The 17,285-nt window shown below is 73.0% G+C and carries 17 protein-coding genes; 10 read left to right on the plus strand and 7 right to left on the minus strand.

The features are described 5' to 3' along the window. Window positions 1–13: 13 nt before the first annotated feature. The gene (gene fadD1 / locus QQZ14_RS17290; protein WP_284535625.1) at window positions 14–1,603 is read right to left on the minus strand and encodes a fatty-acid--CoA ligase FadD1; all 1,590 of its coding nucleotides are present in this window, start codon (window positions 1,601–1,603) and stop codon (window positions 14–16) included. 113 nt (window positions 1,604–1,716) lie between these two features. On the opposite strand from fadD1, the gene QQZ14_RS17295 reads away from it, so the two are divergent. The 5 genes from QQZ14_RS17295 (at window position 1,717) to QQZ14_RS17315 (ending at window position 5,706) form a co-directional block, all read left to right on the plus strand. After that, complete coding sequence (locus QQZ14_RS17295) at window positions 1,717–2,937, plus strand: hypothetical protein (protein WP_284535626.1); 1,221 nt, start codon at window positions 1,717–1,719, stop codon at window positions 2,935–2,937. A 26-nt stretch (window positions 2,938–2,963) separates the two neighbouring features. Then, window positions 2,964–3,578: a GrpB family protein gene (locus QQZ14_RS17300; RefSeq protein WP_284535627.1), complete on the plus strand. Its 615-nt coding sequence runs from the start codon at window positions 2,964–2,966 to the stop codon at window positions 3,576–3,578. A 58-nt stretch (window positions 3,579–3,636) separates the two neighbouring features. Then, window positions 3,637–4,260: a sulfite oxidase-like oxidoreductase gene (locus QQZ14_RS17305; RefSeq protein WP_284535628.1), complete on the plus strand. Its 624-nt coding sequence runs from the start codon at window positions 3,637–3,639 to the stop codon at window positions 4,258–4,260. Further along, window positions 4,257–4,958: an FAD-binding oxidoreductase gene (locus QQZ14_RS17310; protein ID WP_284535629.1), complete on the plus strand. Its 702-nt coding sequence runs from the start codon at window positions 4,257–4,259 to the stop codon at window positions 4,956–4,958. Before QQZ14_RS17305 ends, QQZ14_RS17310 begins: the two co-directional genes overlap by 4 nt. Window positions 4,959–5,112: 154 nt before the next feature. Continuing rightward, window positions 5,113–5,706 (plus strand): LysR family substrate-binding domain-containing protein, encoded by a 594-nt coding sequence (locus QQZ14_RS17315; protein ID WP_284535630.1) that lies wholly within the window; start codon window positions 5,113–5,115, stop codon window positions 5,704–5,706. 3 nt (window positions 5,707–5,709) lie between these two features. On the opposite strand, the gene QQZ14_RS17320 is transcribed toward QQZ14_RS17315, so the two are convergent. Beyond that, complete coding sequence (locus QQZ14_RS17320) at window positions 5,710–7,146, minus strand: GuaB1 family IMP dehydrogenase-related protein (RefSeq protein WP_284535631.1); 1,437 nt, start codon at window positions 7,144–7,146, stop codon at window positions 5,710–5,712. Between the two features lie 42 nt (window positions 7,147–7,188). Here QQZ14_RS17320 and galK point away from each other — a divergent pair, with 42 nt between their 5' ends. Beyond that, complete coding sequence (gene galK, locus QQZ14_RS17325; protein WP_284535632.1) at window positions 7,189–8,370, plus strand: galactokinase; 1,182 nt, start codon at window positions 7,189–7,191, stop codon at window positions 8,368–8,370. Window positions 8,371–8,488: 118 nt separating this feature from the next. Here galK and QQZ14_RS17330 read toward each other — a convergent pair whose 3' ends face one another. Next, window positions 8,489–9,802 carry a DUF2252 domain-containing protein gene (locus QQZ14_RS17330; protein WP_284535633.1) on the minus strand — a complete coding sequence of 438 codons (1,314 nt, stop codon included), beginning with the start codon at window positions 9,800–9,802 and terminating at the stop codon, window positions 8,489–8,491. 80 nt (window positions 9,803–9,882) lie between these two features. Here QQZ14_RS17330 and QQZ14_RS17335 point away from each other — a divergent pair, with 80 nt between their 5' ends. Next, the gene (locus QQZ14_RS17335; protein WP_284535634.1) at window positions 9,883–10,578 is read left to right on the plus strand and encodes a hypothetical protein; all 696 of its coding nucleotides are present in this window, start codon (window positions 9,883–9,885) and stop codon (window positions 10,576–10,578) included. Between the two features lie 140 nt (window positions 10,579–10,718). Next, a complete protein-coding gene (locus tag QQZ14_RS17340) occupies window positions 10,719–11,249 on the plus strand; it encodes a hypothetical protein (protein WP_284535635.1) in 531 nt (176 codons plus the stop codon). Window positions 11,250–11,255: 6 nt separating this feature from the next. On the opposite strand, the gene QQZ14_RS17345 is transcribed toward QQZ14_RS17340, so the two are convergent. Both QQZ14_RS17345 and QQZ14_RS17350 read right to left on the minus strand, forming a co-directional pair. After that, window positions 11,256–12,473, minus strand: a complete 1,218-nt coding sequence (locus QQZ14_RS17345) for an acyl-CoA dehydrogenase family protein (RefSeq protein ID WP_284535636.1) — start codon at window positions 12,471–12,473, stop codon at window positions 11,256–11,258. Next, on the minus strand, window positions 12,473–13,837 hold the full coding sequence (locus QQZ14_RS17350) for an acyl-CoA dehydrogenase family protein (RefSeq protein WP_284535637.1): 1,365 nt from the start codon (window positions 13,835–13,837) through the stop codon (window positions 12,473–12,475). Before QQZ14_RS17350 ends, QQZ14_RS17345 begins: the two co-directional genes overlap by 1 nt. An 80-nt stretch (window positions 13,838–13,917) precedes the next feature. Here QQZ14_RS17350 and def point away from each other — a divergent pair, with 80 nt between their 5' ends. Continuing rightward, the gene (def, locus tag QQZ14_RS17355) at window positions 13,918–14,514 is read left to right on the plus strand and encodes a peptide deformylase (RefSeq protein WP_284535638.1); all 597 of its coding nucleotides are present in this window, start codon (window positions 13,918–13,920) and stop codon (window positions 14,512–14,514) included. Between the two features lie 113 nt (window positions 14,515–14,627). On the opposite strand, the gene QQZ14_RS17360 is transcribed toward def, so the two are convergent. Together QQZ14_RS17360 and cobA are read right to left on the minus strand one after the other, a co-directional pair. After that, the gene (locus tag QQZ14_RS17360) at window positions 14,628–15,431 is read right to left on the minus strand and encodes a TrmH family RNA methyltransferase (RefSeq protein ID WP_284535639.1); all 804 of its coding nucleotides are present in this window, start codon (window positions 15,429–15,431) and stop codon (window positions 14,628–14,630) included. Continuing rightward, window positions 15,431–16,654, minus strand: coding sequence for a uroporphyrinogen-III C-methyltransferase (cobA, locus tag QQZ14_RS17365; protein WP_284535640.1), 1,224 nt, complete (start codon window positions 16,652–16,654; stop codon window positions 15,431–15,433). Before cobA ends, QQZ14_RS17360 begins: the two co-directional genes overlap by 1 nt. Window positions 16,655–16,755: 101 nt before the next feature. Between cobA and QQZ14_RS17370 the strand changes: the two genes are divergently transcribed. After that, window positions 16,756–17,283, plus strand: a complete 528-nt coding sequence (locus QQZ14_RS17370) for a YbhB/YbcL family Raf kinase inhibitor-like protein (protein ID WP_284535641.1) — start codon at window positions 16,756–16,758, stop codon at window positions 17,281–17,283. Window positions 17,284–17,285: the final 2 nt, after the last annotated feature.

The following is a 17,285-nucleotide window of genomic DNA, read 5'->3' on the forward strand; positions in this document are numbered from 1 at the left end:
ACGGGCCGCGGGATCAGGCCGGGACGCCGACCTCCGGCGTGTACGCCGTGCCTCGCTCGGCGCGGGTCCAGAGCACACCGTTGCCCGGCGTCGGTCCCTGGGCGGCCAGCTCGCGCTTGAGCACCTTGTTGGTCGCGGTGCTCGGCAGGTCGGGTGCGATCCGGACGTAGCGGGGCCACGCCTTGGCGGAGAGGTCGGGCTGGTCCGCGAGGAACGCCTCGAGGCCGGCGGGGTCGAGCTCGGCTCCGTCCTGGAGCACGAGAGCGGCCATGACCTGGTCGCCGACGTGCTCGTCGGGGACCGCGTAGACCGCCACCCGGTTCACCGCCGGCAGCCGTTGCAGGATCCGCTCGATGGGAGCGGCGGCGAGGTTCTCGCCGTCGACCCGCATCCAGTCGGCGGTGCGCCCGGCCAGGTAGATCCATCCGTCGGCGTCGCGGTAGGCCAGGTCGCCGGACCAGTACATGCCGTGCCGCAGCCGCTCCGCGTTGGCCGAGTCGTCGTTGTAGTAGCCGATGAAGTAGCCGGCGCCCTGGGTGTTGACCAGCTCGCCGACGGCCCGGTCGGCGTTGGTGAGAGCGCCGTGCTCGTCGAACACCGCGACGTCGCACTCGGTGACGGTCGCGGCGTCGTACACGGCGACGCCGTCGGCACCGCGGCCGATCGAGCCGCGCGGCGTGCCGGGCTCACGGGTGATGATCACCGCCAGCTCGGTGGACCCGAAGCCGTCCCACACCTCGCACCCGAACCGCCGGCTGAACTCCTCGATGTCGCGGTCGCTGGCCTCGTTGCCGAACGCCACGCGCAGCGGGTTGTCGGCGTCGTCGGGCCGCTCCGGGGTCGCGAGCACGTAGGCGAGCGGCTTGCCGACGTAGTTCATGTAGGTGACGCCGTAGCGGCGTACGTCGTCGAGGAACCGCGACGCGCTGAACCGCGCCGGCACGATCGTGGACGCCCCGCACACGGCCGGGCTCCACCCCGCGACCACGGCGTTGGAGTGGAACAGCGGCATGGAGACGTAGCAGACGTCGTCGGGTCCCAGGCCGTAGCGGCCCTGCAGGTTGAGCCCGGCGAAGAGGACCATGAGGTGGTTGACCTGGACCGCCTTCGGCTCGCCGCTGGTGCCGGAGGTGAAGATCATCATGAACGTGTCCATCGCGCCGACCTCGCGGTGCGGCGTGAGCGGCCCCGCGCCGGCGACCAGGTCCGCCCACTCCTGGCCGTCGGTGTCGAGGACGCGGACGCCGGCGAGGTCGAGGCCGTCGAGGAGCGGCCGGTGCTCGGCGTCGGTGACCAGCAGCTGGCACTCGGCGCGCCGGATGTCGGCGTGCAGCCCCTCCCCGCGGCGCGTGTTGTTGATGCCGCACAGGACGTAGCCGCCGAGCGCCGCTCCCGCCATCGCGCGGAGCATGTCGGGGGTGTTGCCGAGGAGAGTGCCGACGTGCAGCGGACGGTTCGGGTCGGCCGCGCCGATCAGCGCAGCGGCCACCGCCTCGGACTCGGCCACGTGCTCGCGCCAGGTCCAGGTCCGGTCGCCATACCGCACGGCCGGGTGGTCGTCGTCGGCCCGCTCCCTCAGCAGCTGCTGGACGGTCTCCGCCACGTCGGCTCCCTCGGTTGTCAGGTGTTGTTGACGCGCGTCAAACTAGGCGACGATCGGCTAGTCTGCAACACGTTCTAGTTCATCCCAGCGCTCACCGAGCCCCCGGAGGGTCCATGCCCAGCCGCTACGCCAGCCTGACCCGGGACGAGCTGGCCGCCCTGGTGCCGGAGCTGCTGCTGATCGGCCAGCTCATCGACCGCTCGGGCATGGCGTGGTGCATCTCCGCCTGGGGCCGCGAGGAGATGGCGCAGATCGCCATCGAGGAGTGGGCGGGGTCCAGCCCGATCTACACCAAGAGGATGCAGCGCGCGCTGCGCTACGAGGGCACCGACGTCGTCACGATCTTCAAGGGGCTCCAGCTGGACATCGGCGCTCCCCCACAGTTCATGGACTTCCGCTACGAGGTGACCGACCCCTGGCACGGCACGTTCCACCTCGACCACTGCGGCGCGCTCATGGACGTCGAGCCGATGGGCGAGGAGTACGTCGTCTCGATGTGCCACGACATCGAGGACCCGACCTTCGACGCCACCGCGGTCGCGACCAACCCGCGCGCCCAGGTGCGCCCGGTGCACCGGCCGCCTCGCGCCCCGGCCGACCGCCACCCGCACTGCGCGTGGACCGTCACCATCGATGACTCCCACCCGCCGGTCGAGCCGCTGCCGCCGTACTTCGTCATCGAGCGCACGAGGGCGGCCTCCGTCGAGCTCGACCCCATCGTCCAAGGCGGCCCGGCCGGCGGCGGCGCGTCCGACTACTCGGGGCCGCTGCTCAGCGACGTGGACTTCGGCGCGTTCTCGCGCTCCGCGCTGGTCCGGATCGCCGACGAGGTGTGCCTGCAGATGCACCTGCTGAACCTGTCGTTCGGGCTCGCCGTGCGTGCCCGCGCCGCCGACGAGCGCGAGGCCGTCGAGGTGACGACCAAGCAGCTGACCGGCATCGCCGGCATCGCCGCGGAGCGGATCGCCCGCGCGCTGGGCCTGGACGACCCGCTCCGGGTGCTCGAGCTCCACCCGCTGCTCAACCCGGCGGCGTACGTCGACGCGACGGTCGCGGACGGGGCACTGACGGTGCGGCCGTCGGCGGCCGCCGAGGACGGTGCCTGGATCACGCTGTGCGGTCCCGGCCGGGTCGGGGCCCTCCAGGCGCTGGTCCGGGCCGTCGACGCGCACCTGGACGTCGAGATCACCGGCACCGACGAGCACTGGACCGCACGCCTCGTCCGCCGGCCCGAGCCGGCGCGCGAGGCGCCGGAGGTCGCCGTGACCCGGTTCAGCACCGGCTCGACGTTCGCGTTCGAGCCGCGTCGGTCGCTGCCGATCACGCTGGTGTAGCCACCCGTCCTCCTACGCTGGCGACCATGGCCGCACAACAGAACCCTGCCCAGCTCCACGCGCCCGACGCCGCCTGGCGCCAGCGGGCGGGCGACCTGCTGGCGGACGTCCGCACGGCCGTGTCGGACCTGCCGGGTGCGGAGACCGCCGCCTTCGACCACATCGGGTCCACCTCGGTGCCCGGTCTCCGCGCGAAGCCGTACCTCGACCTGCAGATCCGCATCGACCCGCTGCCCGCCGAGGAGGACCTGACGGCGCGCCTGACGCCGCTCGGGTACCGGCGGGCGCGCGGTGCGCGACCGGACTCGCCCGGCGTCGACCGCGACCTGCCCCGTGGGGACGAGGACGTGCCGGACGCGGTGTGGGAGAAGCTGCTGTACTTCGCCGCGCAGGAGCGGGCGATCCTCCACGTCCGCCGGTCCGACTCGCCCTGGGGCCGCTACACCGTCTGGTTCCGGGACTGGCTGCGGGCCCATCCTCCGGAGCGTCAGCGGTACGAGGCGACCAAGGTGCGCCTCGCCGCGCAGAACGCCGGCAAGGCCGACTACGACGACTACCCACGGGCGAAGACCGCCTACTTCGACGAGGTGCAGCCGGTGTTCACCGCCTGGGCACGCGCGCGGGGCGGCGTGCGGGGCTAGACGGCTGCTGACCGCGCCTGACCGCTCCCGGCGACCACGGCCTCGGCATACTTGGCGGGTGCCCATCACCCGAGGCTTCACCGGCAGAGGCCGGCCCGAGCGCCCCGACCGGCTCCCTCCCGGGCAGTACGACACCGGCAGCTCCTGGCCCACGCTGACCGCCGAGGCCACGCCCAGTCTGTCCCAGGAGCAGTGGGAGCAGGAGTGGCGGATGAGCGTGGACGGCCTGGTCGAGAGCCCGCAGAGCTGGTCCTGGCGCGAGATCCACGCGCTGCCCGGCTCGACGTACTTCGGCGACATCCACTGCGTCACCACGTGGTCGAAGTTCGACATGACGTTCACCGGGGTCAGCGTCGACACGCTGCTGGAGGCGGCCCGGCCGCGTCCGGAGGCGGCGTTCGTGCTCGCGCACTCCACCACCGGCTACACGACCAACCTGCCGCTCGCGGACGTGACCGGCGGCAAGGCCTGGGTGGTGTGGGAGGTCGACGGCAAGCCGCTCCCCCGCGGCCATGGCGGCCCGGTGCGGCTGCTGGTGCCCCACCTGTACTTCTGGAAGTCCGCGAAGTGGGTGACCCGCCTCGAGCTGCTCGACCGGGACCGGCCGGGCTTCTGGGAGCAGAACGGCTACCACGACCGGGGCGATCCGTGGCTGGAGCAGCGCTACCAGGGCGACCCGTGACGGGTCCGGCGCCGGCCGGAGGGTGGACCACGGGGACGATCATCGAGCTGGACCGCCCGACCGACCGCCTGGTCCGGGCGCGCCTGCACGTCGACGACCGGGTGGACCACCTGCCCGGCCAGCACTACGTCGTGCGACTCCGGGCGCCCGACGGCTACACCGCCCAACGGTCCTACTCGGTCGCGTCCGACCCGGACGACCCGCTGCTGGAGCTGATGGTCGAGTGCCTGCCGGGCGGCGAGGTCTCCGGGTTCCTGCACGACGTGGCCGAGGTGGGCGACGTCCTCGAGCTGCGCGGCCCGATCGGCGGCTGGTTCGTCTGGGAGGGCGACGTGCCGGCGGTCTGCGTCGCCGGCGGGTCAGGTGTAGTGCCGATCGTGGCGATGGCGCGCTACGCCCACCGTCTCGGCCTCCAGGAGCGGCTGCGGATCGTGGCGGTGGCTCGCACCTGGGACGAGCTGCCGTACGCCGCGGAGCTGCAGCGGTACGGCGCGTTCCTGGCGCTGACTCGCGAGAACCTGGGCGACCGGGTCGCGGCCCCGCCGTACCCCTCCGAGATGGAGCCGCTCGTCGCCGGGGCCTCGCGGGCCTACGTCTGCGGGTCGGTCGGGTTCGCGTCGTTCGCCACCCGCTTGCTCGAGGACGCCGGCGTCGCCACCGACGCCATCCGCGTCGAGCAGTTCGGCGAGACCGGCTGACCCGGGCCGTCCTGCGCGTCGGATCGCTCCGGCCCGGATGGTTGCGGTTTGGTCACCAACCGCAAGGAACGGCGCTCCAGGATTGTCGTTGGTGACCAAACGACATCATTTCCCCGAGGACTGGGCCGGCGGGCGCCGCCCGTAGGGTGGTCGGGTGAGCGAGGCGTTCGGACACTTCAGGGTGGGGTTCGTGACCGGGGCGACCCCGGACAAGTGGGCCGGCACGTGGCGCTCCCGCTTCTCCCGCGACCCCCTCGAGCTGGTGCCGCTGACGGAGGAGGAGCAGGAGCTCCGCGTCCGCGCGGGCACCCTCGACATGGCGATCGTGCGGCTGCCGATCGACCGCGACGGCCTGCACTGCATCCCGCTGTACGACGAGCTGCCGGTCGCGGTGATGGGCGCCGAGCACCTGCTGACCCTCGCCGAGGAGGTCACGACGTCCGACCTCGCCGACGAGCAGCTGGTGCTCCCGCACCCGTCGGGGTGGACGCCCGACGCCGAGCAGCTGGAGTGGCCGGCGATGTCGGTCAAGGACGCGGTCGAGGTCGTCGCCAGCGGCACCGGCGTGGTCATCGTGCCCATGTCGATCGCGCGGCTGCACCACCGCAAGGACGTCACCTACCGGGTCGTGACCGACCTGCCGCCCACCACGGTCGGGCTGACCTGGCTCATCGACAACGAGGACCCGTGGGTGCAGCGCTTCATCGGGATCGTCCGCGGGCGGACTGAGCGCAGCTCGCGCGGCTGAGATCTACCAGCTCGTGGCGAGCGGGCGCCCCTCGTGGAAGCCGGCCGCCGACTGCACACCGACGACGGCGCGCTCGGCGAGCTCGGGCAGCGTCGTGGCCCCGGCGTACGTGCACGCCGAGCGCAGCCCGGAGCAGATCTGGTCGAGAAGGTCCTCGACGCCGGGCCGCGCCGGGTCGAGGTACATCCGCGAGGAGGAGATGCCCTCCTCGTACAGCCCCTTGCGGGCCCGGTCGTACGCCGACTCGGTGGCGGTCCGGTTCGCGACCGCGCGCGCGGAGGCCATGCCGAAGGACACCTTGTAGGCCCGCCCGTCGGAGTCGAGCATGAGGTCGCCCGGCGACTCGTGGGTGCCGGCGAACCAGGACCCGATCATCACCGCCGAGGCGCCCGCCGCGAGCGCGAGCGCCACGTCGCGGGGGTACCGCACTCCCCCGTCGGCCCAGACGTGCTTGCCGAGCTCGGCCGCGGCGCGCGCGCACTCGAGCACGGCCGAGAACTGGGGGCGACCGACGCCGGTCATCATCCGGGTGGTGCACATCGCGCCCGGCCCGACCCCGACCTTGACGATGTCCGCGCCCGCCTCGATCAGCGCACGGGTGCCCTCGGCGGAGACGACGTTGCCGGCGGCGACCGGGACCTGCGGGTCGAGCGACCGGATGGCGGCAAGCGCCTCGAGCATCCGGTCCTGGTGACCGTGCGCGGTGTCCACGACCAGGCAGTCGACCCCCGCGTCGAGGAGGTCGCGCGCCTTGCGCGCGACGTCGCCGTTGACGCCGATGGCGGCCGCCACGCGGAGACCGCCACGGGTGTCGACGGCGGGCGAGTAGAGCGTGGCCCGCAGCGCACCGGTGCGGGTGAGCACCCCCAGGAGGCGGCCCGCGGGGTCGACGGCCACGGCCAGCCCGGCGTGGTCGCGGTCGAGGGCCTCGAAGGCAGCGCGCGGGTCGGCGTCACCGGGCAGCACGACAGCCGGTGGCCGCATCACGTGGCGCACCTGGGCGAACCGGTCGACGTCCGCGCAGTCGGACTCGGCGACCACACCCACCGGCCGACCGTCGTCCACGACCACGGCGGCACGGTGCGCACGCTTGGGGATCAGCGACAGTGCCTCGGCCACGGTCTGGTCGGGGGCGAGCTCGATGGGGGTGTCGAAGACCAGGTGGCGCGACTTCACGAACCGCACCACGTCGGCCACGACCGCAGCCGGGATGTCCTGCGGGATCACGGTCAGCCCGCCGCGGCGGGCGACGGTCTCCGCCATCCGCTTGCCCGCGATCGCGGTCATGTTCGCGACGACGATCGGCAGCGTCGCGCCGGTGCCGTCGCTGGTGGACAGGTCGACGTCGTACCCGCTGGCGACCGCGGAGTGCCGCGGGACCATGAAGATGTCGTCGTAGGTCAGGTCGTGGTGCGGGGTGACCGCGTCGAGGAACTGCACGTCGGGTCAGCCTACGCGGCACCCCCTCCCTAGGGTGATCCCATGGCCTTCGTCGCACCCGGTGACCCCCTCGAGCTCGCGGACGTCCTCCGCACCGCCTTCGCCGAGGCGTACGACGGGCCGCCGGCGGTCGTGGCACGCGCGCCCGGCCGGGTCAACCTGATCGGCGAGCACACCGACTACAACCGCGGCCTCGTGCTCCCGGTCGCGCTCCCCCACGCCACGTACGCCGCGATGTCGCCGCGCACCGACGGCGTCGTGCGGATCGGCAGCCTCGAGGAGGAACAGCCCTGGACCGGCACGGTCGACGCTCTCGGGCCCGGCGACGTGGAGGGCTGGGCGGCGTACGCCGCGGGCGTGCTGTGGGCGATGCGCGCGTCCGGGTACGACGTGCCCGGCGTGGACGTCCTGGTCCACGGCACGGTGCCGCTCGGCGCCGGGTTGTCGAGCTCGGCCGCACTGGAGTGCTCGGTCGCGCTCGCGGTGTGCGGTGTGCTCGGCGTCGAGCCGGACGCCGCGGTGCGCGGCCGGCTCGCGGCGGCCTGCATCCGCGCCGAGTCGGAGGTGGCCGGAGCACCGACCGGCGGCATGGACCAGACGGTGTCGCTGCTGGCGTCGGCCGGGTCCGCGCTGCTGATCGACTTCGACGCGTCCGACCACTCGACGACCGACGTGGCCCTCGGCCTGGACCGCGCCGACCTCGCGCTCCTCGTCACCGACACCCGGGTCAAGCACGCCCTGGTGGACGGCGGGTACGCCGCGCGCCGCGCCGACTGCGAGGCCGCGGCCGCCGCGCTCGGCGTACCGTCGCTGCGCCAGGCGAGCCTGGAGTCGCTCGCGGGCCTCGACGACGAGCGGATCCGGCGCCGGGCCCGGCACATCGTCACGGAGATCACGCGGGTGAGCGACACGGTCGAAGCGCTCGCCGCCGGCGACTGGGCGGCGATCGGCAAGGCCTTCCGCGACTCGCACGTCTCGATGCGCGACGACTTCGAGATCTCCTGCCCCGAGCTCGACCTCGCCGTCACGACGGCCGTCGAGGCCGGCGCCGTCGGGGCCCGGATGACCGGTGGCGGTTTCGGCGGCTCGTCGATCGCGCTGGTGCCGGTGGACCGGGTGGAGGCGGCGGTCCGGGCAATCGACGCCGCGTTCGTGGCGGCCGGGTTCGGCGCACCCCAGCACCTGCGCGTCGAGCCCGCCGGGTCCGCTGACCTGGTCGGGTAGGCCGGTCCGCGGCGAGAACCCTTGTCGTTTGGTCACCAACCGCAACGATTCGCGCTCCGGGGCTGTCGTTGGTGACCAAACGACAGAGGTCCAGCGCCGACCGGCGGACGGAGCCCGCTCAGGTGGCGGAGACCCCGATCCGGCCCTCGCGGAACGCCGTGACGAACAGCGCGTGGTCCTCGCGGACCCGGTCTGCGTAGCCCACCGCGAAGTCGGTGACCCAGGCGATGAGCTCCTTGCGCCGGCCCTCGAGCACCGCGGCGATCGCCTCCTCGACCTGGAACTCGACGAGGTCCTGGTCGCTGTCCTCGTCGGAGGCGCAGTGGATCTTCGCGGTGGCGCGTCCGAGCAGGTCGACGACACCGTGGATCTGGTCGGGCTCGGTGAGTCCGGACCAGTCGAGGTCGACCTCGTACGGCGACAGCTCGGCTACGACGTACCCGACCCCGTCGTGGTCGGTGTAGCCGAGCAGCGGGTCGGTGTGCACCTGCAGCGCCCGCTGGCTGACGACGGTCCGGTGCCCCTCGTGGTCGAAGTAGCGGTCCACCTCGGCCGAGTCGACGAACCGGCTCAGCGCCGGCACGTTGGCCTGCTTCATCGACAGGACGACGTCGTTGTCCAGCGCCTGGCTGAACCCCTCGACGAGCAGGTTGTACGCCGGGAGCCCGGCGCTCCCGATCCCGAAGCCCGACTTGCCCACCACGTCGCGCAGGTCGTAGAACAGGTCGCGGTCGAAGCGCTTGTCCTCGGGGATCGAGTCGAGGTACCGCCCGAACGCCGCGACCACGGACGCGCGCTCCTTGCGGCCGAGCCTCCGGACCCCGTGGGCGTCGCGGAACGCCCGAGTGCCGTCGGTGACCATGGTGAGGCCGTCCAGCAGGTCGGCTCGCCGGCGCAGCCGCGCCGCGACCAGGGCGTCGCGGATCGGGCCCTCGGTGTTGTCCAGGTGCAGGGCGTAGTCGTCGTCGTCGCTGCGCCGGTAGGAGTCGACCTGGGCCAGGTAGGAGCGCAGGTAGCGGCCGATCAGGCGGCGCACGTCGTCCTCGGGCAGCGCCTTCTGCCAGCCGACCAACGCCAGGGAGGCGGCGAACCGCTGCAGGTCCCAGGTGAAGCGCCCGAGGTAGGCCTCGTCGAAGTCGTTGACGTCGAAGACCAGCCGCCCGTCGGAGTTCAGGTAGGTCCCGAAGTTCTCCACGTGCAGGTCGCCGTGGATCCAGATCCGGCCGCTGCGGTCGTCGCAGAACGGGTCCTCGTCGGCGGTCACGTCCGCGTAGAAGAGGCACGCCGTCCCGCGGTAGAACGCGTGCGGGTCGGACGCCATCGTCCGGTACTTGCCGCGGAACGCGACCGGGTCGGCGGCCATCAGCGGGGCGAACGCGTCGTCGAGGACGTCCACGATCAGGGCGGTGCGGTCGTCACGGGAGTGGGCCATGACATGCAGCATGCCCAGACACGGTGGGTACATGCTTGGGAGCAAGGCACGACCGACCTCCATCGATCGAAGGGACCACCGTGGCCAGGAAGAGCCCGCTCCACAAGCTCCAGGAAACCGTCGTCGGCACCGTGAAGGGGGCGATCACGCACCCTGCCGACACCGCGGAGAAGGCAGTCGAGCAGGCCAAGGGCACGCTGTCCCTCGGCCGGATGGTGGCCGGGCAGGTCACCAAGAGCGCCGCGGGCGTCGTGGCCGGTCGGCTCCCGGGCCGCAAGGGCGGTACGCCGCCGACACCCCGGACCCCGACACCCCGGACCCCGGCACCCCGGACCCCGGAGCCGGCTCCCGCGGCGCGCGCCGAGCCGCGCCCGCCCGCCGACCAGAAGCCCGCCGACCAGACGTCTGCGGACCAGGCACCCACGGTGACCCGGCCGCCGGTGACCGATGTCGCGACCGAGGGCGCCAAGAAGCAGGCGGCCAAGCGCGCCGCGACGCCCGCGCCTGCGACCTCGATCGATGCGGCCGCCGACAGCTCGCACGTCGACGTGACCCCGGCCGACCTGGCCAAGAAGGCCGCCGCCCGACGGCCCGCCGCCACCCAGGCACCCGCGAAGAAGACGGCCAAGAAGACTCCCGCCAAGGCAGCGGCGAAGAAGGCCTCGGCCTCACCCAGCGCCAAGCTCCCGGCCAAGCCGGCCAAGAAGGCGCCGGCCAAGAAGGTGCCGGCCAAGAAGGCCCCCGCTGCCGGCCCTAGCGATCCGGGTCAGGCCTGACCGCCACCGGGCCCTGGTGGGTCGGCCTGGACAGGTGGGTCCTCCAGGACGGCAACTACGCCGACGTCGTCTCCGGCGAGCGGCGCCAGTTCGCGCTGGAGCTCGGGTACTCCCGATCCGCGCGGCTGGCGCCGGCCACGGTGCGCCGGGTCGGCGCCCGGCACACCGGCCGGAGCACGACGTACGACGTGACCGGCCGGTTGCTGCACGCCACGTCGTCGCCACGCGACGGCGCGTTCGTGCTCGACGTCGGGCTGCTGGCCTACACGCAGTGGCTCGTGCTCGACGACCTCACCCCGCCCGCGGCCGGCGCCTGGCTGACCGGTGCGATCTCGCTGCACGTCGACCCGTTCTTCTACTTCGACGAGCTCGCCACGCTGCCCGGCATGCCGCCGCTGATCTACACCTGGCGGATCGACGAGATCCAGGTCAGCACCACGCCCGAGGTCGTCGTCGAGTACGGCCACCCTCTCTACCGCGGTCCCGACGAGGGGCCCCAGCGGGTCCCGGACCCGGGCCGCGAGAGCTGGCGCACCGTCGAGCAGACCCGGACATGGGACGACACCGGCAACTACCGGCTGCGCTGCACGCTCGAGGACGTGCCGCCGTCGAGCACGATGGCGCTGAGCGGGCCGCGCTCGCCGTACGGCCCGCTCCCGCGGCGATCCTGACCGCCGCTACTTGAGCTCGGCGCTCGTGAGCCCGAGCACCCGCCGCGCCACGATGAGCTGCTGGATCTGCTGGGTGCCCTCGAAGATGTCGAGGATCTTGGCGTCCCGTGCCCACTTCTCGAGCAGCTCTGACTCGCTGTAGCCCACCGACCCGGCCAGCTCGACGCAGGACAGCGTGATGTCGGTGCCCGCGCGGCCGGCCTTGGCCTTGGCCATCGAGGCCTCCAGCGAGTTGGGCTGGCGGTTGTCAGCCATCCACGCCGCCTGGAGCATCAAGAGGTGCGCGGCCTCCCAGTCGGCCTCCATCTGGAGGAACTTCGCAGCCGCGGCCGACTGGCTCAGCGCCGGCCGGTCGTAGTCGATGACGACACCGGCCTGCTCCAGCAGCTCGCGGGTCAGGTCGAGGGCGGCCTTCGCGCAGCCCACGGCCATGGACGCGACCAGCGGGCGGGTGTTGTCGAAGGTCGCCATCGCGCCGGCGAAGCCCTGCTTGGTGTCGATCTCGGGTGAGCCGAGGAGGTTCTCACGCGGCACCCGGCAGTCGTCGAAGATGATCGTCGCGGTGTCGGACGCCTTGATGCCGAGCTTGTGCTCGAGGCGCTCCACCCGCATGCCCGGCGTGCCCTTCGGCACGACGAACGACTTGATCGCCGCCCGGCCGAGCTCGCGGTCCAGCGTCGCCCAGACGACGACCGCGTCGGCGCGCTCGCCGGAGGTGACGAAGATCTTCTCGCCGTTGAGGACGTACTCGTCGCCGTCGAGCACCGCGGTGGTCTTGATGTTCGCCGAGTCGGACCCGGTGCCCGGCTCCGTGATCGCCATCGCGGCCCACACCCCGTCGAAGCGGGCGAGCTGCTCCTCGTCGGCGACCGACGCGATCGCGGAGTTGCCCAGACCTTGGCGGGGCATGGAGAGCAGCAGCCCGACGTCGCCCCAGCACATCTCGGCGATCGACATCACCGAGGCGAGGTTGGACCCGTTCTTGACGCCGCCCGAGCCCTCGGGGCTCTCCTCGCGGCGTACGCCGGCGGCCCCGGCACCCTCGGCGGCGCCGGACTCCGACAGCCCGTCGATCATCGCGGCGAGCATGTCGAGCTCCTGGGGATACTCGTGCTCCCCCAAGTCATACTTCCGCGAGATCGGCCGCAGCATGTTCATCGCGACCTGGTGGGCCTGACCGGCCAGCGGCCGGAACTTCTTCGGGTCGTCCAAGTTGATGGCCATCAGATCAGCACCGCACCTTCCATGACGCCGACGGCCCGGAGGTCGCGGTACCACCGCTCCACCGGGTGCTCCTTCACGTAGCCGTGCCCACCGAGCAGCTGGACGCCGTCCAGGCCGATCTGCATGCCCTTCTCGGCACACAGGCGACGGGCCAGGGCGACCTCCCGGGCGTAGTCCTTGCCCGCGGCGGCCCGGGAGGCGGCCTTCCAGGTCAGCAGCCGCATCGACTGCAGCTCGATGGCGATGTTGGCGACCATGAACGCCACCGACTGCCGGTGGGCGATCGGCTCCCCGAACGCCTCGCGCTCCTTGACGTACGGCGTCACGTAGTCGAGCACCGCTTGTGCCGTGCCCACGGCCAACGCACACCAGGCCAGGCGGGACAGCCGCACGCACTCCGTGTAGGTCGTGCCGTCCGTGGCGCCGAGCACCGCGTCGGCGGGCACCGTCACGTCGGTGAGCACCAGTCGGGTCAGCCCCGCCGCCCGCACACCCATGCCGGGGTCGGCGACGACCTCGAGCCCGGGAGTGCTCGACTCGACCAGGAAGAGGACGGGAGCGCCGTCCAGCTGGGCGCCGACGACGAACAGCTCGGCCTCGGCACCGCGCGGCACGGCCGACTTGACGCCGCTGAGCACGAAGCCGTCGTCGGTGCGCCGAGCGGTGGTGGTCGGCGAGAGCGGGTCGAAGAGTACGGTCGGCTCGCCGAGCGCCAGCGACGCGGCGGGCACCTCACCGCCCGTGAACGCCGGCAGGTAGGTCTGCTGCTGCGCCTCGGTGCCCCACAGTCCGAGCGCGGTCGCGACCGAGCCGGGCGCGAGCGAGGCGACGGCGAGGCCCATGTCGCCCCGGGCGAGCGCCTCGGCCACCAGGGCGCCCGCGACCGCGGAGCGCTCCTCGGAGATGCCCCCGAGTGCCTCGGGCACGCCCAGGATCGGCAGGCCGACCTCGAGCCCGGCCTTGAGGACCGTGTCCGGAGCTGCGCACGCCTCGTCGGCCTCGCCCGCGGCCGGGCGCAGGACCTCGTCGGCGAGCTCGGTGACCACGTCGACGAGCATCTGCTCGTCCTCGGTGGGCGTGAGGTCGAAGACGCCCCGGGCGTCGGTGCTGGCGGGGCGGGTGCCGGGCTTGCGGTGGTGCCCCACCCGGGCGAACTGGCGGCTCGCCGCGGTCGCGGTCCGGAAGCCGGTGCGGGTCACGGTGAAGACCGTGCGCTCGGCCTGCTTGCGCAGGCCGACGCGGTCGAGGACGTCGCTCTGCGCGAGCCGGCTGAGCGCGGCGACGGCGTACCCGATCGGGTCGCGCGACTCCTTCGAGGACAGCCCGTGCTTGCCGCCGGGCCTCAGGGTGTGGATCAGGGACATGCGGCAAATGTAACTCGCAGTTACACCGAGCGCTACGCCCGGGTGGGTGGGTCGGGTCACACGCTGGATAGCCTGCTCCCATGCCCCCCGCGGAAGACCAGGAGACCGTCCACGCGCCCCACGGCCCGCTGCCCACCGGCGGCACCGTGCGGCCGATCACCCGCTGGGGCACGCCGGTGATGCACCGCGCCCAGCAGCCGGTGACGGCGTACGACGAGGAGCTGCGCGCGCTCGCCGCCGACATGGTCGCCACCATGTACGCCGCGGACGGCGTCGGGCTCGCCGCCTGCCAGATCGGCGTCGACCTCGCGATGTTCGTCTTCGACTGCCCCGACGACTCGGGTGAGCGCACGGTCGGCGTGGTCTGCAACCCGGTGCTGACCCTCCCCGAGGGCCGCGACCGGCAGCTCGACGAGGCCGAGGAGGGCTGCCTGTCCTTCCCGGGCGCCTACGTCGAGTGCGCGCGGCCGGACCACGCGTCGGTCACCGGCACCGGACTCGACGGCGAGCCGGTCGCGTTCTCCGGCGACGGCCTGCTCGCCCGGTGCCTGCAGCACGAGACCGACCACACGGTCGGCACGGTGTTCGGCGACCGGCTCCCCACCAAGCTGCGCAAGAAGCTGCAGAAGATCCACGACCGGGCCGTCGAGGACTTCCCGCCCGACTGGCCGGCCTGACACCCGGGCCGCTGTGCGCTGGACGATGCCCGGGGCCGGCTCCTGATGTCGTTTGGTCACCAACCGCGTTGTTGGAGCGCTCCCACCTGTCGTTGGTGACCAAACCGCAACACCTACCGACGAGCGGTGACGTAGCAGGCGACCGCAGTGGCCGCCGCGACGTTGAGGGAGTCGATGCCCTCGCGCATCGGGATGATCGCCCGGCGGTCGGCGGTCTGCTCCCAGTGGGGCGAGAGGCCGTGCCCCTCCGACCCCATCACGAGCGCCACGCGGTCCAGCCCCGCGACCGCCTCCTCGATCGGCACCGCGTCGGGCGCCAGCGTCAGCGCCACGGTCGTGAAGCCGGCCGCGGACAGCAGCGGGAGGGCGTCGTACCAGTCCGGCAGCCGGGTCCACGGCACGGCGAACACCGCGCCCATCGCGACCTTGACCGAGCGGCGGTAGAGCGGGTCGGCGCAGCGCGGGGCCAGCAGCACCGCGTCGAAGCCGAGAGCGGCCCCGGAGCGGAAGATCGCCCCGACGTTGGTGTGGTCGACGATGTCCTCGAGCACCAGCACCGACCGTGCGGAGGTGAGCACGGAGTCCACCGACGGGAGCGGTCGGCGCTCGAGCGAGGCGAGTGCACCGCGGTGCACGTGGAAGCCGGTGACCTCCTCGGCGAGCGCCTCCGAGACCACGTAGCAGGGTGCGTCCGAGCGGGACAGTACGTCGTCGAGACCGTCGAGCCAGCGCGCGGCCATCAGGAACGATCGTGGGGTGAAGCCCGCCTCGAGGGAGCGCCGGACCACCTTGGCCCCCTCGGCGAGGAACAGGCCGTGCTCGGCCTCGAGGTGCTTGCGCAGCTCGACGTCGCGCAGGTCGCGGTAGTCGGCCAGCCGCGGGTCGGCGGCGTCGGTGATCTCGATCAGGGTGGCCATCACGCGAAGTGTGCCGGATGCGCCACCGCGACCACGCCGCCGACCACGATGATCGCCGGCGGGCGTACGGCGTGGGCCGCCAGCTCGGCCGCCAGTGTGCCGAGGGTGGCGAGCACCGTCCGCTCCCCCGGCATCGTGCCGTCGCACACGACCGCGACCGGCGTGGACGCCGGCCGGCCGCCGTCGACGAGGGCCGCCGCGATCACCGGGGCGTTCTCGACGGCCATCATCAGGATCACCGTGCCGGTGAGCCGGCCGAGGGCCGACCAGTCGACCAGCGACTCGGGGTGGCCGGGGGGCAGGTGCCCGGAGACGACCGTGAACTCGTGGGCCACGCCGCGGTGGGTGACCGGGATGCCGGCCACAGCAGGCACGGCGATCGGGCTGGTGAGGCCGGGGATCACCGTCACCGGCACCCCAGCCGCACGGCACGCGAGCACCTCCTCGTAGCCGCGGCCGAACACGAAGTTGTCGCCGCCCTTGAACCGCACCACCCGCTTGCCCGCGAGCGCCCGGGCCACGATCACCCGGTTGATCTCCTCCTGCAGCGCCGACCGCCCCCGAGGCAGCTTGGCGACGTCGATCAGCTCGACGTCGGCGGGCAGCTCGCCGAGCAGCTCGCGCGGCGCGAGCCGGTCGGCCACCACCACGTCGGCCTCCATCAGTGCCTTGCGGCCGGCCACGGACATCAGGTCGGGGTCGCCCGGGCCGCCGCCGACGAGCACCACGCCCGGCGACCGGTCGCGCTGGTGCCGCGCGACGATCGTGCCCTCCCGCAGCCCCTCCAGGATCTCGTCGCGCACGGCCGCGGACCGTTGCGGCTCCCGCTGGCCGAGCACCGCCACGGTGACGCCCGCGTGCCGGCCGACCGCGGGCGTCCAGGCGGTGGCCCGGGTGGCGTCGTCGGAGCGCACGCAGAAGATGCGCCGCGCCTCGGCGGCCTCGGACACCTGCTCGTTGACCGCCCGGTCGTCGGTCGCGGCGACGACGTACCAGCTCTCGTCGAGGTCGGTGTCGGTGAACCCGCGTGGGTGCCAGGTCAGCTCCCCCGATCCGACCATGCCCTCGATCGCGGGCGTCACCCGAGGGCTCACGACGTGCACGTCGGCGCCGGCCGCGATCAGGTGGGGCACCCGGCGCTGGGCGACGTGCCCGCCGCCGACCACCACGACCCGGCGCCCCGACAGCCGCAGCCCGGAGGGGTACGTCGTGTAGTCGTCCATCCGGACATCATCCCGGCCGCCGTGCTCACGACCGTGGCGGGCGTTCAGCCACCGGACTACGTTGAAGGCGTTCCGCACTCTGAGCTAGCCCCAGGAGCGTCATGAGCCTCGACCGACCCGTCAGCCCGAACCCCTACGACCTGCTGCCCGCCGTCCCGTCGTTCACGGTGACGAGCACCGACGTCACCGACGGCCAGCCGCTGAAGGACGACCAGGTCGCCCACCTGGGCAACACCTCGCCCCAGCTGTCCTGGGAGGGCGCACCCGAGGGCACCAAGAGCTACACGGTGACGTGCTTCGACCCGGACGCCCCGACGCCCAGCGGCTTCTGGCACTGGGTGCTGGTCGACCTGCCGGCCGACGTGACGTCGCTCGACGCCGGTGCCGGCGACGAGGGCGGGACGCTCCCGGGCGGTGCGTTCATGTGCCGGAACGACGTCGGCACCAAGGCGTTCGGGGGCGCGGCACCGCCGCAGGGCGACCAGGTGCACCGGTACTTCTTCGTCGTGCATGCCGTGCGCGAGGAGTCCCTCGGCGTCGACTCGGACGCGTCGCCGGCGGTGGTGTCGTTCAACCTCGCGTTCAAGACCGCGGGGCGGGCGATCATCCACGGCACGTACCAACACTGACG

This window comes from Nocardioides sp. T2.26MG-1, assembly GCF_950101795.1.
Classification (GTDB): Bacteria; Actinomycetota; Actinomycetes; order Propionibacteriales; family Nocardioidaceae; genus Nocardioides.

Coding starts and splice junctions, on each gene's coding strand:
- cobA (WP_284535640.1), bottom strand. CDS start 16,654: ATGGACGACTACACGACGTACCCCTCCGGGCTGCGGCTGTCGGGGCGC.
- def (WP_284535638.1), top strand. CDS start 13,918: ATGCCCCCCGCGGAAGACCAGGAGACCGTCCACGCGCCCCACGGCCCG.
- QQZ14_RS17360 (WP_284535639.1), bottom strand. CDS start 15,431: ATGGCCACCCTGATCGAGATCACCGACGCCGCCGACCCGCGGCTGGCC.
- QQZ14_RS17370 (WP_284535641.1), top strand. CDS start 16,756: ATGAGCCTCGACCGACCCGTCAGCCCGAACCCCTACGACCTGCTGCCC.
- QQZ14_RS17330 (WP_284535633.1), bottom strand. CDS start 9,802: ATGGCCCACTCCCGTGACGACCGCACCGCCCTGATCGTGGACGTCCTC.
- QQZ14_RS17295 (WP_284535626.1), top strand. CDS start 1,717: ATGCCCAGCCGCTACGCCAGCCTGACCCGGGACGAGCTGGCCGCCCTG.
- QQZ14_RS17345 (WP_284535636.1), bottom strand. CDS start 12,473: ATGGCCATCAACTTGGACGACCCGAAGAAGTTCCGGCCGCTGGCCGGT.
- QQZ14_RS17300 (WP_284535627.1), top strand. CDS start 2,964: ATGGCCGCACAACAGAACCCTGCCCAGCTCCACGCGCCCGACGCCGCC.
- galK (WP_284535632.1), top strand. CDS start 7,189: ATGGCCTTCGTCGCACCCGGTGACCCCCTCGAGCTCGCGGACGTCCTC.
- QQZ14_RS17350 (WP_284535637.1), bottom strand. CDS start 13,837: ATGTCCCTGATCCACACCCTGAGGCCCGGCGGCAAGCACGGGCTGTCC.